General features: G+C 70.9%; 16 protein-coding genes. 5 read left to right on the top strand and 11 right to left on the bottom strand.

Annotation, left to right across the window (positions count from 1 at the left end; genetic code table 11):
* Nucleotides 1-399: 399 nt before the first annotated feature.
* Nucleotides 400-1,848 (bottom strand): alkaline phosphatase PhoX, encoded by a 1,449-nt coding sequence (locus ABZ453_RS03685; RefSeq protein WP_359011158.1) that lies wholly within the window; start codon nucleotides 1,846-1,848, stop codon nucleotides 400-402.
* Between the two features lie 785 nt (nucleotides 1,849-2,633).
* Complete coding sequence (locus ABZ453_RS03680) at nucleotides 2,634-4,061, bottom strand: hypothetical protein (protein WP_359011156.1); 1,428 nt, start codon at nucleotides 4,059-4,061, stop codon at nucleotides 2,634-2,636.
* 277 nt (nucleotides 4,062-4,338) lie between these two features.
* On the opposite strand from ABZ453_RS03680, the gene ABZ453_RS03675 reads away from it, so the two are divergent.
* Nucleotides 4,339-6,165, top strand: a complete 1,827-nt coding sequence (locus ABZ453_RS03675) for an endonuclease/exonuclease/phosphatase family protein (protein WP_359011154.1) — start codon at nucleotides 4,339-4,341, stop codon at nucleotides 6,163-6,165.
* 33 nt (nucleotides 6,166-6,198) lie between these two features.
* On the opposite strand, the gene ABZ453_RS03670 is transcribed toward ABZ453_RS03675, so the two are convergent.
* Both ABZ453_RS03670 and ABZ453_RS03665 read right to left on the bottom strand, forming a co-directional pair.
* Nucleotides 6,199-6,930, bottom strand: a complete 732-nt coding sequence (locus tag ABZ453_RS03670) for an SRPBCC domain-containing protein (protein WP_359011152.1) — start codon at nucleotides 6,928-6,930, stop codon at nucleotides 6,199-6,201.
* 31 nt (nucleotides 6,931-6,961) lie between these two features.
* On the bottom strand, nucleotides 6,962-7,558 hold the full coding sequence (locus ABZ453_RS03665; RefSeq protein WP_359011150.1) for a helix-turn-helix domain-containing protein: 597 nt from the start codon (nucleotides 7,556-7,558) through the stop codon (nucleotides 6,962-6,964).
* A 118-nt stretch (nucleotides 7,559-7,676) separates the two neighbouring features.
* Here ABZ453_RS03665 and ABZ453_RS03660 point away from each other — a divergent pair, with 118 nt between their 5' ends.
* The gene (locus ABZ453_RS03660; RefSeq protein WP_359011148.1) at nucleotides 7,677-8,675 is read left to right on the top strand and encodes a YihY/virulence factor BrkB family protein; all 999 of its coding nucleotides are present in this window, start codon (nucleotides 7,677-7,679) and stop codon (nucleotides 8,673-8,675) included.
* Nucleotides 8,676-8,793: 118 nt separating this feature from the next.
* On the opposite strand, the gene ABZ453_RS03655 is transcribed toward ABZ453_RS03660, so the two are convergent.
* The 4 genes from ABZ453_RS03655 to ABZ453_RS03640 all read right to left on the bottom strand — a co-directional run bounded on the left by ABZ453_RS03655 (nucleotide 8,794) and on the right by ABZ453_RS03640 (nucleotide 10,624).
* A complete protein-coding gene (locus tag ABZ453_RS03655; RefSeq protein WP_359011146.1) occupies nucleotides 8,794-9,309 on the bottom strand; it encodes a DUF3618 domain-containing protein in 516 nt (171 codons plus the stop codon).
* On the bottom strand, nucleotides 9,306-9,725 hold the full coding sequence (locus ABZ453_RS03650) for a phage holin family protein (RefSeq protein WP_359011144.1): 420 nt from the start codon (nucleotides 9,723-9,725) through the stop codon (nucleotides 9,306-9,308). The genes ABZ453_RS03655 and ABZ453_RS03650 overlap by 4 nt, the downstream gene beginning before the upstream one ends.
* 69 nt (nucleotides 9,726-9,794) lie before the next feature.
* Nucleotides 9,795-10,487, bottom strand: a complete 693-nt coding sequence (locus ABZ453_RS03645) for a hypothetical protein (RefSeq protein ID WP_359011142.1) — start codon at nucleotides 10,485-10,487, stop codon at nucleotides 9,795-9,797.
* Nucleotides 10,484-10,624 carry a hypothetical protein gene (locus ABZ453_RS03640; RefSeq protein ID WP_165955099.1) on the bottom strand — a complete coding sequence of 47 codons (141 nt, stop codon included), beginning with the start codon at nucleotides 10,622-10,624 and terminating at the stop codon, nucleotides 10,484-10,486. The genes ABZ453_RS03645 and ABZ453_RS03640 overlap by 4 nt, the downstream gene beginning before the upstream one ends.
* Nucleotides 10,625-10,794: 170 nt before the next feature.
* Between ABZ453_RS03640 and dapA the strand changes: the two genes are divergently transcribed.
* Complete coding sequence (gene dapA / locus ABZ453_RS03635; RefSeq protein ID WP_359011140.1) at nucleotides 10,795-11,685, top strand: 4-hydroxy-tetrahydrodipicolinate synthase; 891 nt, start codon at nucleotides 10,795-10,797, stop codon at nucleotides 11,683-11,685.
* A gap of 68 nt (nucleotides 11,686-11,753) precedes the next feature.
* Nucleotides 11,754-12,257, top strand: coding sequence for a hypothetical protein (locus tag ABZ453_RS03630; RefSeq protein ID WP_359011138.1), 504 nt, complete (start codon nucleotides 11,754-11,756; stop codon nucleotides 12,255-12,257).
* A gap of 52 nt (nucleotides 12,258-12,309) precedes the next feature.
* Here ABZ453_RS03630 and dapD read toward each other — a convergent pair whose 3' ends face one another.
* From dapD to ABZ453_RS03615, 3 genes are all read right to left on the bottom strand, one after another.
* On the bottom strand, nucleotides 12,310-13,299 hold the full coding sequence (gene dapD, locus ABZ453_RS03625) for a 2,3,4,5-tetrahydropyridine-2,6-dicarboxylate N-succinyltransferase (RefSeq protein ID WP_359011136.1): 990 nt from the start codon (nucleotides 13,297-13,299) through the stop codon (nucleotides 12,310-12,312).
* 193 nt (nucleotides 13,300-13,492) lie between these two features.
* Nucleotides 13,493-14,041, bottom strand: a complete 549-nt coding sequence (locus tag ABZ453_RS03620; RefSeq protein WP_359011134.1) for a TetR family transcriptional regulator — start codon at nucleotides 14,039-14,041, stop codon at nucleotides 13,493-13,495.
* On the bottom strand, nucleotides 14,041-14,361 hold the full coding sequence (locus ABZ453_RS03615) for a multidrug efflux SMR transporter (RefSeq protein WP_133048151.1): 321 nt from the start codon (nucleotides 14,359-14,361) through the stop codon (nucleotides 14,041-14,043). The genes ABZ453_RS03620 and ABZ453_RS03615 overlap by 1 nt, the downstream gene beginning before the upstream one ends.
* Before the next feature lie 258 nt (nucleotides 14,362-14,619).
* Here ABZ453_RS03615 and ABZ453_RS03610 point away from each other — a divergent pair, with 258 nt between their 5' ends.
* Entirely contained in the window at nucleotides 14,620-15,459 is an 840-nt protein-coding gene (locus ABZ453_RS03610; protein ID WP_359011131.1) for an AbfB domain-containing protein, read from the top strand.
* Nucleotides 15,460-15,568: the final 109 nt, after the last annotated feature.

Here is a 15,568-nt window from a genome sequence, read left to right as displayed (position 1 = left end):
CATCGTTACTCCACACAAGTCACGATGATCAACGGTGGCCGCACCCGTCTCCGCACCGGCCTCGCCCAGCAAGATCACGATCTACAGCTGGAGTACTAACCCCTGAGCTACACCGGCGCGTTGTACCGGTGGCGGGACTCGAACCCGCGACCGCCCCATTATCAGTGGAAGTAGGTCCTGCCTTCGCACCTGGACGTTCATCACTGTAGAAGGCAACCGGTGGAGCTAGCGAGCGAATTAAGCGCGAGCGCTCAGGGGTGGGCTTCACTTATGGCAGTTCGGGCAGCGGAGACACGGCACGGGGTGTCCACGCCGTGCCTCTGCTTTCTGCCGACGGGTCAGATTGGCGCAGGTATGGACTGCGCCGATTACTGCAGTAGCGGCTGCGCTCCGCGGGCTTTATCGCTTCTGGCGCTTCCACGGCCCCGTGATCGCCAGCATGATCCCCGGCTCCTGGATGTTTGCGTACAGGGTCCGGCCGTCCGGGGAGAAGGTGACACCGGTGAACTCGCTGTACTCGGGGTCCTCCTCGGTGCCGAGGTTCAGTTCGTTGCGGGCGATCGGGTAGGTACGGCCGCTGTCGGTCGCGCCGAACAGATGCTGCAGGCCCTCGCCGTCCTCGGCGATGACGAGGCCGCCGTACGGCGAGACGGTGATGTTGTCGGGGCCGTCGAAGTTGCCCTCGACGGACGGGTCGGGGTTGACGCCGATCAGGACCTTCAGGGTCAGGGTGCGGCGCTTGGGGTCGTAGAACCACACGGCGCCGTCGTGCTGGACCGGGCTCTCGGCACGGGCGTACGAGGAGACGATGTAGGCGCCGCCGTCACCCCACCACATGCCCTCGAGCTTGCGGGCGCGGGTGATCTGGCCGTCGGTGAACTGCTTGCGCGTCGAGACCGTCTTCGCGTCCCGGTCAGGGACGTCCACCCAGTCGACGCCATAGACGGTGCCGATCTTCGTGGCACGGGAGAGGTCGTCGACGAACTTGCCGCCGGAATCGAAGCACTTGAAGGCCTGCAGGACGCCGGCGTCGTCGGCGAGCGTGCGCAGCCTGCCCCGGCCGTGGTGGAAGCCGGCCGGCGGGGTCCAGCGGTACAGCAGGCCGTTGGGGCCGGACGCGTCCTCGGTGAGGTAGAGGTGGCCGCGCCTGGGGTCGACGACGACGGCCTCGTGGGCGTAACGGCCCAGTGCCTTGATGGGCTTGGGGTTCCGGTTGGCCCGCCGGTCCTCGGGGTCGACCTCGAAGACGTAGCCGTGGTCCTTGGTCATGCCGTTCTGGCCGGCCTTGTCCTCGGTCTCCTCACAGGTCAGCCAGGTGCCCCAAGGAGTGTTGCCGCCCGCGCAGTTGGTGGAGGTGCCGGCGATGCCGACCCACTCGGCGACATGGTCGCGGCGTACCTCGACGACCGTGCAGCCGCCGGACGCGGCGGGGTCGTAGACCAGGCCCTCGGTGAGCGGGACGGGGTACTTCCAGTTCGAACGCGGGCCCTTGAGCTCGTGGTTGTTGACCAGCAGGGTCGCGCCGCGGGGGCCGTCGAAGGTGGACGTGCCGTCGTGGTTGGACGGGGTGAACTCGCCGGACTCCAGCTTGGTCCTGCCGCTGTAGGTGATGATCCGGTACTTGAAGCCGGCGGGGAGGGCGAGGATGCCGTCCGGGTCGGGGACGAGCGGTCCGTAGCCGACGCCGTGGTGTCCGTGCGCCAACTCCTCGGCGCCGTCGGTCTCGTCGGTCTCCGTGGACGCGAGGGCGTTCGGGGCGGTGGCGAGGGCGCTGACGCTGCCCGCCAGCGCGACCCCGGCACCGGTGATCGCGGATTTCCTGGCGAAGTCCCTGCGGGTGAGCGACATGGTGTCTCCTGTGACGGTGGGCGTGCCGTGGAGGGTGGCGGACCTCGGGTCGGCGACACGGTTTCGCCCGTGCCTGAACGTGAGTTGAACACAGGGCGACCACTCCGGACCCACTTCCATGAATCCGTACACCGCACCCCATGAAAAGCCAAAGACCTTCGGCTCCCGCTAAAGCCCCTACGACGACGGCACCCAGGGCCCCGCGGCTCGCATCCGCCGCAACGGCACGCGGGGACAAGGGCTTCCGCGCCAGCCGCGACACGCGCAAGGGGAAGGGGAAGGGCTCCCACGCCGAACACACGACGGCTCGTGAAGAGAAGGGCTTCCACGCCGAACACGACGTCACCCGGAATCGAAGGACTCTTCACCACCCGCGACGGCATCCCGAACCGAAGGGCAGACCCGCGGCACCCGCGACGACACCCGGAACCGCACGGCATTCCGCGCAGCACCCACAACGACACCCGAAGCGAATGCCCTCGCCCGCCAAGACGCCAAACCCCGCGCCCGCCGCAACGGCACCACCCTCAAGCGAGGAGCCCGCACCCGTCACCACGCCAACGCCCCACGCCTGCCACAAGGGCACCCCCCAAGCGAAGGCCCGCGACCGCCACGATGCCCACGCCCCACGCCCGCCGCGACAGCGCCTCGCCGCGAAGAAGCGTCCGCACCCGCGGCCGTGGCGACGTCCGGATCGAAGGGGAGCCGCCGCCGCACGCCGCACGCCCGGGCGACCGCGGCCCGTACGAGCGTGGGGCACCCGGCACGAAGTGGCCCCGCCCGCCTCAACCCCCCTGTTGCGAACGCGCCTTGAACGCCGCCTTCCTGGCTTCCTTCGCGATCCGATTGTCCGGGTGCAGGCGGCCCATCGCCTCCAGGACGTCGGCCGTCGCCGGATGGTCGACGCGCCAGGCCGCGGCGAAGAAGCCGCCGTGCTGGGCCGCCAACCCCTGGACCAGCGAGCGCAGTTCCTCGGAGTTCCCCTCGGCGGCGAGCTGTGCGGCGACGGTGTCGATGGTGAGCCAGAAGATCATCGCTTCCGAGGGCGCGGGCACGTCCGGCGCCCCGTGCTCGCTCAGCCAGACCCGGGCCAGCCCGCCGAGTTCGGGGTCGTCCAGCACCTCCCGCAGCGCCGGCTCGGCCTCGGCCCCCACCAGGGCCAGCGCCTGCTGGCAGAGCAGCCGGCGCAGCGGCGCGCCCGCGTCCGAGCCGCGGCTCGCGGCGAGCAACTCCCGGGCGCCTTCCAGCGGTTGCCGCCGTGCCAGCCACTGCTCGGTCTCGGTCCGCGCGGCCTGCGGGGGGAACGTCGCCGTCCCGTCGAGCAGCGCGTCCGCACCCTTGTCGGCGAGGTCACCGACGGCCGGCGCGGTGAACCCGGCCTCCAGCAGCCGCGCGCGCAGGCCGTACCGGCCGAGTGGGGTCAGCCGCACCATGCCGTAGCGGGAGACGTCCGTGTCGTCGACCGGCGCGGCGGGCTCCTCGTCGGTGTCCGCCATCAGCGCCTCGTCGACCGGCTGGTACTCGACGAGTCCGACCGGCTCCAGCAGCCGGAACTGGTCGTCGAGCTTCATCATCGCGTCGGAGACCTGCTCCAGGACGTCGTTGGTGGGCTCGCCCATGTCGGAGGGCACGATCATGGACGCGGCGAGCGCGGGCAGCGGGACCGGGGAGTCGCCGGGTCCCTCCTCGGTGACGGAGAGCAGGTACAGGTTGCCGAGGACGCCGTCGAGGAACTCGGCCTCCGCCTCCGGGTCCCACCGCAGCCGGTCGAAGTCGATATCGCCGCCCTCGTCCAGGGCCTCCTCCAGGCCCTCGATGTCGGGCACGCTCGCGTCGGCGAGCACCGTCTCCAGGGCCCCCTGCCACACGCCGAGCACGTCGTGCGGCGAGCCGCCGGTCAGCAGCGCCAGCTCCGCACCGGCCCGCACGGTGCCCTCGTCCTCGTCGGCGATCTCGACGAGTCCGGTGTCCAGGGCCACCCGCCAGGCCTCGCTCGCGTCGGCCGCGGCGTCTTCGCCGGTCAGTCCCAGCACCTCGGCCGCGGCCGGCACCTGCTCGTCGACGAGCCCGCCCCCGGCGTCGACGCGGGTGTCGGGGCCGGCCCAGCGGGCGAGCCGGGCGGCCCGGGACAGCACGGGTGTGGACAGCGCGTCCCGCGCCAGCTCCGCTTCGGGATGCAGCCGTACCGGCGGCAGGGGGGAGCTGTCTGACATCGGCTGGTTCTCCTAGGGCGGCCGGGCGGCCGTACGACCACCTGGACGACGTACGGCTCAATCGCTCAGCCTAGACGGATTTCGACCCATGCCGCCCGGTTCATCTCCTGGTCAGGGTCAGTACATGGCCGAAACCTTGACAACTGGCCGGAGCAGGCAGGAGATTGACGCGCGTAGAAACTGGGGGACAACTGTTCACTCATCTCTACGCGCGTCACCAGACGCTCCACGCACCACCCTCGTCCCGGCGCTTTTGTACGTCCCCGGAGGGATTCCGTTGCCGAGCAAGTCTTCCGCGCGTCTCGCCGCGCTCACCGTCGCCGCAGTGTGCTCCGCGGCCTCCACGGTCGCCCTGACGGCGCCCGCGCACGCCGACACCGTACGCATCCACGACATCCAGGGCGCGACCCGAATATCGCCGTACGCCGGCCAGAAGGTGGCGGACGTGCCCGGAATCGTCACCGCCACGCGCACGTACGGCTCGTCCAGAGGTTTCTGGCTCCAGGATCCGAACCCGGACGACGACCCGGCCACCAGTGAGGGCGTCTTCGTCTTCACCAGCTCCACCCCGAAGGTCGCCGTCGGTGACTCCGTCACGGTCACCGGCACGGTCTCGGAGTACGTCCCGGGCGGCGCCTCGACCGGCAACCAGTCGGTGACCGAGATCACCAAGCCGACCGTCACGACGGTGTCGACGGGCAACGCGGTCCCGGCGCCGGTCGTGATCAACGCGAAGTCGGTGCCGGACCTGTACGCCCCGGCCGGCGACACCGCCGCGAACGGCTCGGTCAACGGCCTTCCGCTGCAGCCGGCGACGTACGCCCTGGACTACTACGAGTCCTTGGAGGGCATGAACGTCCAGGTCGCCAATGCCCGGGTGGTCACCGCGACCGACCCCTACGCCGAGTTGTGGGTCACCGTGAAGCCGCACGAGCACCCGACCCGCCGCGGCGGCACGCTGTACGGCTCCTACACCTCGCAGAACACCGGCCGGCTGCAGATCCAGTCGCTGGGCGCGGTCGCCGACTTCCCGAAGGCGAACGTCGGCGACACCCTCACCGGCACCACCACCGGCCCGCTGGACTTCAACCAGTTCGGCGGTTACACGCTGGTGGCCGGTCAGCTGGGCACGCTGAAGAGCGGCGGGCTGCAGCGCGAGACGACGAAGAAGCAGTCGCGCGGCGAACTCGCGGTCGCCACCTACAACGTCGAGAACCTCGACCCGTCGGACACCACGTTCGCCGCGCACGCCGCCGCGATCGTGAACAACCTGCAGTCGCCCGACATCGTGTCCCTGGAGGAGATCCAGGACAACGACGGCGCGACGGACGACGGGGTCGTCGACGCGAGCACGACCGTGAACAAGCTGATCGACGCGATCGTCGCGGCGGGCGGCCCGAAGTACGACTGGCGTTCGATCAACCCCGTCAACGACCAGGACGGCGGCGAGCCCGGCGGCAACATCCGTCAGGTGTTCCTCTTCAACCCCGAGCGGGTGTCCTTCGTGGACCGCGCGGGCGGCGACTCCACCACCGCCGTCGGCGTGACCAAGGTGCACGGCAAGGCGCAGCTGACGGCCTCCCCGGGCCGCATCGACCCGGCCAACGACGCCTGGAAGTCCAGCCGCAAGCCGCTGACCGGCGAGTTCGTCTTCCGCGGCCGCACGGTCTTCGTGATCGCCAACCACCTCAACTCCAAGGGCGGCGACCAGGGGCTGACGGCGCAGTACCAGCCGCCGGTGCGCAGTTCGGAGACCCAGCGCCACGCCCAGGCGACCCTGGTCAACGCGTTCGTCAAGAGCATCCTGGACGTCCAGAAGAACGCCGACGTCGTCGCGCTCGGCGACATGAACGACTTCGAGTTCTCCGACACCGCGAAGATCCTCGAGGGTGACGGCGAGCTGTGGTCGGCGATCAAGTCGCTGCCGAAGAGCGAGCGTTACACCTACGACTACCAGGGCAACGAGCAGGTCCTGGACCAGATCCTGATCAGCCCGTCGATCCGCCGCGACTGCGACTTCGAGTACGACAGCGTGCACATCAACGCGGAGTTCAACGACCAGATCAGCGACCACGACCCCCAGGTGCTGCGGTTCCGCCCGTAGCACCCACAGGTCGGCTGGGCGGGGTCGGCGTGGTCAGGCGTAGACCCCGTCCAGCCAGTGCTGCCAGGCGGCTTCGATCGTCTTGGCGTCGGCGTCCGGGGCGAAGTCGTGGACGCTGATGCCGACCGGGGCGCCCCAGTGGTTGCGACCGAAGAAGCGGATCAGGGCGTCCCCGGTGCGCAGCCCGATGAAGTAGGGGTCGCGGAAGTCCAGTACGGCGTCGAGGGTTCGGCCCTCGGGGCCGTGCGCCCGCACCCGCGCGCCCGCGGCCGTGTCCTCGGCCAGCCCGAGCGCCCGTCCGACGGCGGTGAAGGCGTCGGCGGCCTGCGAGGCCTCGGGGCCCTGCAACTGGGCGAAGGTCACCGGGCGCGGCGCGAAGTGGGTGAGGTACTCGCGCAGGGTGTGCAGATAGAAGTCGGTGTGCTTCGACGCGCCGTCGTACTGGTTGTCCCAGTCGTCGGTGAAGATGCCGCTGTGCACATAGCGCACCCAGGCGCGGCGACCCTCCTCCCGCGCCTCGATGGTGTGGTCGAGCTGGTTGACGCTCTGGACGGAGAAGCCGACGTCCTCGCTGCGGACGGTGAGGCGGTGCGGCGGGTCGTAGGCGGTGACGGTGGAGCCGAAGGCGGCCCGGCCGCCGACGCGGGGCTCGGGCGGGTCCATCGGCCACAGATAGGCACCGCTGGCGTTGGTGATGGCCTCCCACACCTCCTCCGGCGACGCGTCGACCTCGAACTCGCGGACGATCTCGAACTCCTTGGACATGGCGGGCTCCTGACTGTTCCGACCAGGTCGGCTATTCCAACTCGGTCTGCTTGAGGGTGGGATGGACGGCCACGACGATCCGGTGGTCACGGCCACCTTCGGTGTCCGGGGCGTCGTACTTGCGGATCAGCGCACTGACCCCGGTGGTCAACTCCTGGATGAACGCGGCCCGTTCGGCGGCGGAGGCGAAGCGGACCTCGCCGTCCAGCGCGTACGTGGCCAGCCGCTGACGGGCCTTGGCCGCGCCGGTGATCAGCGAGCCGACGTCCCGCACCAGACGGGCGCCGAGGGCGAGCAGCCAGCGCGCGGAGAGCTGGTCGCGGAAGCGGTCCGGGTCCGGCTGCACGGAGGCGAGCGCGAGCGGCGAGATGACGTACGACGCGGCGGTCGCCCGCATCAGCCGCTCGGTGACATTGCCCTTGCGGCGCTCCCCGGCGAGCTCGACGAGGCCGTGCCGCTCCAGCGCCTTCAGGTGGTAGTTCACCTTCTGGCGCGGCAGTCCCACCTTCCCGGCCAGCATCGCCGCCGAGGCCGGCCCGGCGGCCAGCTCGGCGAGCAGACGGGCCCGTATGGGGTCCAGGGAGACGGCGGCGGCCTCGGGGTCCTCGATCACGGTGACGTCCAGCATGCGTCCACCGTCTCACCGAAAACTTTTTTTGTCCAGACGATCTGAGTTTTCGGCCCATTCCCGCTCAGGGACGAGCCCCGGCGCGATTCGGGCCGGGGATTCGGGAGACCCACCGGTCATGGACGAGGAGAAGAAGGACGAGGGTGAGATCGAGAGTCCGACCCGGCTGCCGGCGCGGTCCTGGCGGGCGGTGGCCCGGCGCACGGCGAAGGAGTTACTGGACGACGAACTCGGCGACCGTGCCGCCGCGTTGACGTACTACGGAGTCCTGTCCCTGTTTCCGGCGCTGCTGTTGCTGGTGTCGCTGCTCGGGGTGGTGGGCCGCAGCGCCACCGACAAGATCCTCGACAACATCCGGGCCCTGGCGCCGGGTCCGGCCCGGGACATCCTGCGGGACGCGGTGAGACAGCTGGGCGACAGCGGTGGTACGGGCAGTGTGCTGGCCGTGGTGGGCCTGCTGGCGGCGCTGTGGTCGGCCTCCGGATACGTGGCCGCGTTCATCCGCGCGTCCAACGCGGTGTACGACCTTCCCGAGGGCCGACCGGTGTGGAAGCTGACGCCGCTCAGGCTGGCGCTGACCGTCGCGCTGATGCTGCTGCTCGCGGCGAGCGCGGTGATCGTGGTCTTCACGGGGCCGTTGGCGGAGCGGGCCGGGACGGCGTTCGGCTTCGGGGGCGCGGCGATCGCGGTCTGGGGCGTGGTGAAGTGGCCGGTGCTGCTGATGCTGGTGGTGATGATGATCGGGCTGTTGTACTGGGCGGCCCCCAACGTCCGTGGGCGCGGCTTCCGTTGGATCAGTCCCGGCAGCTTCCTGGCGACACTGATCTGGCTGGCGGCTTCCGCCGGGTTCGCCGTCTACGCGGCCAACTTCGCTTCGTACAACAAGACTTACGGGACGCTCTCGGGCGCCATCGTGTTCCTGGTGTGGCTGTGGCTGTCGAACCTGGCGATCCTGGTGGGGCTGGAGTTCGACGCGGAACTGGCGCGTGAGCGGGTCGCCTGCCGGGGGCTGTCGCCGACCGAGCCGTATGTGGAGCCTCGGGACACGCGGAAGTGGCCGGCGAAATGGCGGGCCGCCTTGGGGGCCGCCGCCCCCAAACCCCCGCTTCGGCCCTGACGGGCCTCGTCCGCACTCAAAACGCCGGACGGGCTGGGAGTGCCCGTCCGGCGTTTCGGTGTCCGCGTCACTTCTTGGTCCGCGTCACTTCTCGGTCCGCGTCACGTCTCGGTCCGCGTCACTTCTTGGGATACCTCCACCCCACCACCACGACCACCGCCAGCGCCGCGCCGATGATCAGGGCGGGGCGGGGGTGCCGTACCGCTGCCCTGACCACGGGGCGGGCCGGCCACGGCAGGTCGCGTTCCGCCCGGTGTTCCAGGGTGCGGCCCGTGTCCGCCGCCTTGTCCTGGGCGGTGTGCCCCGCCTGGATCATCTGCCGCCCGGTGTTCGTCGCCCGGTCCTGGACCCTGTGGCCGGCCTGCGTGGCACGTTCCTGCACGATGTGCCCGGCCTGGGCGGCCCGCTCCTGCACGGTGTGTCCGGCCAGCGCGGCTGTGCTGCGCAGCTGCACGGTCATCGCGCCGGCCTTGTCCCTGAGGTCCGCCGCCCGGGCCCGCGCCCGTCCCTTCACATCCATCTTGCCCGCCAACTGCTCCACTGTGTCGCCGAGTTCGCTGCGCGTCCGTTCGATCTGCCGGCGCAGCTCGTCGGGGCCCTTCACGCCCGTCTCCCCCGTCGCCTTGTCCGTCATCGGTGTGCCCTCTCCTTGATCTCCTCGACATCGGCCCTGACGCTGCCGAGGGCCTCCTCGGGAGTGGGGGGCGTGGCCTTGCGCAGCTGGGCGCGGCCGGTCGCGCCGAGTACGGCGGCGATCACGAACAGCACCCCCGTCACGATGAGCGCCGCGGCCCAGACGGACAGCGTCAGCGAGAGGGCGGCGATGGCCGTGCCCGCCGCCGCGAGCAGCCCGGCGTACCCGAACGCGCCCGCCGCGCCGAGCAGTCCGCCGCCGCGCCCGGCGCGCCGGCCCTTCTCGGCCAACTCCTCCTTGGCGAGCGCCACTTCCTGTCGTACGAGCCGGGAGAGCTGTTCGGTGGCCTGGCCGACGAGGTCGCCCACCGACTGGTGCCCGTCGCGCACCGGCCCGGAGTGGGTGGTCCCGGTCACGGTCGCCTCCTCTCGTGTTCCTCTGGTTCGAAAACGTTCGGAACACCCGGGTACCCGGACCGGCCCCCACTACCCCTCGGGCCCGCCGCCCCGCCCGGGCTCGCGCAGCCGGGCCAGCTGGGTCTGGAACCAGTCGAGACGGGCCTGCAACAGCGCGGCCTCCGCGGCCAGTTCGGGCACTCCGAGATCGTCGGTGGCGGTGAGGCCGGCCACCTGACGGGCGTCCTGCACACCGGCGGCCACCCGCAGCCCGTCGCCGGCCAGCCGGGCGAAGGCGGCGAGCGAGACGTACGTACGACCGCGGACGCATCCCGCGCAGGAGGGTGCCAGCGCGCGCCACCCCGGACGGCCCCAGCCCGCGTCGGCCAGGCCGACGGCCACGGTGCCGCAGGTACAGGGGCCGACCGTGGCGGTGCGCACCCGCTGGCGGGCATAGCGGAAGCCTCGCTCGAAGCGGAAGTAGCGCCCGAGGACGGACACCTCGAGCAGTACGGCCGCCCGGTGCTCGGCCGTGCACAGCAGCGCCTCGGCCGCCGCCCGGTCGTGCACGCAGTGGAAACCGCAGTCGCAGCGGCGGTGTGGCGACCGGTGCCGCAGGCCGTAGACGCAGGACGCGTCCGCGAGGACCCCGTACGGCAGCGCGCCGCCGAGCGACACACCGGTGAACCCGGCCCGAGTGCCGTCCTGGGACAGCACCGGGTGGGCGATCTTGTATCCGGTCGGCGGCTCCGTCGGGCGTTCCTCCGGAAGCCGCAGTCTCATCGGGCCGCCGGAACCTCTTCGGGGGCCTTCAGGTCCTTGATCTCCTCGGGCAGTTCGAGCTCCTCGGGTTCCAGGACCTCAGCCCGCGGCTGCTCTTCCCGCGCGACTCCGGTGGCCAGTGCCTTGCCGAGCTTCATGACGCCTCCATGGGCCGATGCCGATGACCGTCCTGTTCATGGTGACTCATCAGGGGGCGGAAAGGACATAGGGCATGGTCGCCCCACGACAGATTCCGAAGCAGTGCTTAGCAATACCTCGTAGAAGAATTAAGTGGAGCTTCACCTTCACTCTGCCGAGACTGTACGGCATGACAACCACCGCGCCCTTCGGCCGTGCCCTCTGCGCCATGATCACACCCTTCTCGGCGGACGGCGCGCTCGACCTCGACGGGGCCCAGCGGCTCGCCGACCACCTCGTCTCCCGGGGCTGCGACGGCCTGGTGCTGTCCGGTACGACCGGTGAGTCGCCGACCACCTCGGACGCCGAGAAGGCGGCGCTCGTGGAGGCGGTGCGGGAGGCCGTGGGCGAGCGGGCGTCGATCGTGACGGGGGTCGGCACCTCCGACACCCGGCACACCGTGGAGCTGGCGTTGCAGGCCGAAAAGGCGGGCGCGGACGGGGTGTTGGTGGTCAGCCCGTACTACAGCCGACCCCCGCAGGACGCCCTGGAGGAACACTTCCGCACGGTCGCCGACGCCTCGGGCCTGCCGGTCGTGCTGTACGACATCCCGGGCCGCACCGGCACCCGTATCGAGCCCGGGACGATGCTGCGGCTCGCCGAGCATCCCCGGATCGTGGCGGTCAAGGACTGCTCCTACGACTTCCTCGGCGCCCAAAAGGTGCTGGCCCGAACGGAGTTGGCGTACTACGCGGGCTGCGACGAGCACAACCTCGCGCTGTACGCGGTGGGCGGCGCGGGTTATGTCAGCACCGTCGCCAACGTCGTGCCCGCTCATCTCCGCTCCGTCCTCGACGCGTTCGACTCGGGCGACACGGCGACGGCGGCCCGCGCACAGCAACGGGCCACTCCCCTGATCGAGTCGATGATGGCGGCGGGCCTGCCCGGCACGGTCACGGCGAAGGCCCTGCTGAACGAGCTCGGTCTGCCCGCGGGTCCCGTCCGCGCCCCGCTGCGTCCCGCGAGCCACGAGACGGTCGACGGGCTGCTGGCGGCCTACGAGGACCTCACGGCCGGCTGACCACCGCCCGCGACACCACGTACGTCCGTAGCTGCCCGCGAACGGACCTCTGGCCGTACGTTGTCCCTGTGCGCCCTCCCCTGCTCTTCCTCGACGTCGACGGCCCCCTCAATCCCTGGGCGGCGAAGCCGGAGCGGCGCCCCGAGGGCTATACGACGATCAGCGTCGCCCTGCGGCCGGGCCAGGCCCTGCGGGTGTGGCTGAACCCCTCGCACGGACCGGCGCTGCTCGGCCTCGGCTACGAGCTGTGCTGGGCGACGACCTGGATGGACGCGGCGAACCGCTGGATCGGCCCGACCGTCGGACTGCCGGAACTGCCGTACGTCGACTTCGGCGAGGGCCTGTTCGCACTGCGCCCGGACGGCGTCCACTGGAAGACGGAGGCGATCGTGGCGTACGCCGACGGCCGGCCGTTCGCCTGGGTGGACGACGAACAGACCCCGGCGGACGAGCGCTATGTGTCCGCGGCCCATTCGGCTCCGGCCCTGCTGCACCAGGTCAGCCCCAGGGTGGGTCTGCGCGACGACGACTTCCGGACGCTGGCGGAGTTCGCCCGGACGCTGTGCACCTGAGCGGGCGCCCCTCCGCCCGTCGGCGGAAGGGCGCCCGTCACTGCGCCACGGCTCAGTTGTGGCTGTGCAGGATGTCGTTCAGACCGCCCCACTCGGCGTTGTTCGGCACGGCCTGGACGGTGCCGGTGACCGAGTTGCGGCGGAAGAGGATGTTGTCCGCGCCGGACAGCTCGCGGGCCTTGACGATCTGGCCGTCGGGGAGGGTGACCTTGGTGCCTGCGGTGAGGTAGAGGCCCGCCTCGACCACGCAGTCGTCGCCGAGCGCGATACCGACGCCGGCCTCGGCGCCGACCAGGGAGCGCTCGCCGATGCGGACACGCTCCTTGCCGCCGCCGGAGAGCGTGCCCATGGTGGAGGCACCGCCGCCGATGTCGGAGCCGTCGCCGACGACGACACCCTGGGAGATACGGCCCTCGACCATGGAGGTGCCGAGGGTGCCGGCGTTGAAGTTGACGAAGCCCTCGTGCATGACGGTGGTGCCGGCCGCGAGATAGGCGCCGAGGCGGACGCGGTCGGCGTCGGCGATGCGCACACCGGCCGGGGCGACATAGTCGGTCATCCGCGGGAACTTGTCGACGCCGAAGACGCTGACGTGCAGGCCGCGGGCGCGGGCGGCGAGTCGGACCGCCTCCAGGGTGTCCACGGCGACCGGGCCGAGGGAGGTCCAGGCGACGTTGGCGAGGAAGCCGAAGATGCCGTCGAGGTTCTGCTCGTTGGGCCTGACCAGACGGTGCGAGAGCAGGTGCAGACGCAGCCAGACGTCGTGCGCGTCGAGCGGCTTGTCGTCGAGCGAGGAGATGACCGTGCGCACCGCGACGATCTCCACACCGCGCACCTCGTCCTTGCCGAGGGCGGCCACGCCGTGCTCCCCGAGCAGCTCCCGGGTCCGCTCGGCGTCCAGCCGCTCGCTGCCGGCGGGACCGGGCTCCTCGGTCAGCGCGGGCGCGGGGAACCAGGTGTCGAGGACGGTGCCGTCGGCGGCGATGGTGGCAAGCCCGGCGGCCACGGCACCGGTGGAACGAGGAGCAGTCGTGTCGGTCATGAGGGCAACCTAACCGCCAGACCCCCACCCAGGCCAACCAGCCCCGCACCCGTCTCAGGTGCCGGGCGGTGACCACGTGACCGCGCGGTGGCCGGCAGGGAACGCCGACCGGGAACAGCGCCGGGGACACCCACTCGGCGGACCCGCCGCCCACCGGGCATCCGTCCCCCTCCCAAGGACCGGCAGCCGTCCGCTACGGCGGATCCGTGGGGATGACCCGGGTCAGCATCTCCCGCGCGTAGTCCTCGTCGTACGGCGTGCCCGTCAGCAGGACCTGGAGGCAGATGCCGTCCATCAGCGCGCACAGCGCCCGTGCCGTGGTCGGGTCGGTGTGACGGGAGATCCGGCGGACGAGGTCGTCGGTCCACTCGGCGGCCACCGGTCGCAGCGCGGGGCGGCGCAGGGCGGCGAGATACAGCTCGTACTCCAGCTCGACGCCGGTCCGCTCGCCGGCGAGCCACTCGCCCATCCAGCCGGCGAGTTCGGCGGCCAGACCGGCGCCCGGGTCCGTCAGTCCGCCGCGCGAGGCGATCACCTTGGCGAAGCCCTCGTTCGCCTGCCGCAGCGCGGCGACCATCAGCTCGTCGAGGGTGCTGAAGTGATACGTCGTCGAGCCGAGCGGCACATCGGCCTCGGCCGCGACCGTGCGGTGGGTCAGCCCGGCGAGCCCCTTGTCGCCGACGACGCGGATCGCCGCGTCGATGATCCGCTGCCGCCGGTCGGGGTCGTAGCGGCGGGCCATCAGTGCGCGCCCCCGAGGTTGAGCACCACCACTCCGACGATGATCAGGGCCATCCCCGCGGCCTTGGTCACGGTCATGCCCTCCCCGAAGAAGAGCAGCCCGATCGTGGCGATCGCCGCGGTGCCGACGCCGGACCAGATGGCGTAGGCCGTCCCGACGGAGAGGGTCTTCAGCGTCTGCGCGAGCAGGACGAAGGAGACGATGTAGCCGAGGACGGTCAGCACGGACGGCACCAGCCGGCTGAAGCCCTCGCTGTACTTCATGGCGGTGGTGGCGCCCACCTCGGCGGCGATGGCCGTGCCGAGAAAGAGATATCCCATGTGTACGAGCGTACACAACGATTGCGTACTCGCGTACACATCGACGCACACTTGAGGAAGAGATGTGAAGCCGCGGACGACGGACGAGGGCCCGCGCTATCCCGGAGGGGGAATTCCGCAGGGAGGTTCACTATTCACGGAAACCGCTCGCTGTAACATCTCCCCCCAACACCCCTGCCTCCACTAGTGTTTCACCGCTCACTCACCCCATCCCCACACCCCCGGCCGCCGCCTCGGGCGCCGCTGGAGAGACAGCGCATGCCAGAAACCACCCCCCAGCCTCCGCCGAACGAACCATGGGAGAACGGCTGGACCCCCGACACGTCCCGCGCACCCGGCACCCGAAGACTCTGGCTGGCCGGCGGAATGGCCGTGGCCACGATCATCACGTGCGTGACCTGGATAGCCGTGATGGACAACGGCCCCAACGCCTCGACGGACGCGGCGAAGAACCCGTCCCCGACCGCCGGCTCCACCGTTCCGGGCCTGATCTCCTACGCCACGCCCCCCACGAACGGGGCCACGGACCCGCCCTCGGGCAAGAGCGGACTCTCCTCGGGGGAGACCGATGCCTCCCCCACCCCACTGGGGAACGGCTCGCCGTCCGCGGCCCATACCCCGAAGCCCACCAAGTCGCCTGCCTCCCATGCGAGTTCACCGGGCAAACCGAAGCCGTCGGCCACCTACCGGTCCCTGCGCTCGGTCAACTATCCGGACCGCTACTGGCACGTGAGCGGCGACTTCGTGAAACTCGACCCGCTCGGCGGCTCCGAGTCCCGCCAGGACTCGACCTTCAAGCAGGTCAAGGGGCTTGCCAACAGCTCCTGTTACTCGTTCGTCACGCATGACGGCAAGTACCTGCGCCACCGCAACTTCCTGCTGCGCGACGAACCGAACGACGGCTCGCCCCTCTTCCGGCAGGACGCGACCTTCTGCCCGCGCGGCTCCGCCTACCCGGGCGCGGTCATGCTGGAGTCGATCAACTACCCGGGCCGCTTCCTGCGCCACCAGAACTTCCAGCTGAAGCTCGACCCGTTCCAGAACAGTTCCCAGTACCTGGCGGACTCGGCGTTCCGGCTGGTGGGCGGCGTGGCCTGACAGCACGAAGCGGGGGCACCCCGGGGGGGTGGGCGCGTCCCGCGGTGGCGTGGCCGCGGGTGCGGGGGGGGGTGAGACGGTGTATACCACCGCCCCGGGGGGCTCGGGT

The organism is Streptomyces sp. NPDC005799, assembly GCF_040630525.1.
Classification (GTDB): Bacteria; Actinomycetota; Actinomycetes; order Streptomycetales; family Streptomycetaceae; genus Streptomyces; species Streptomyces griseorubiginosus_B.
This window is presented reverse-complemented; position numbering and strand designations above follow the sequence as displayed.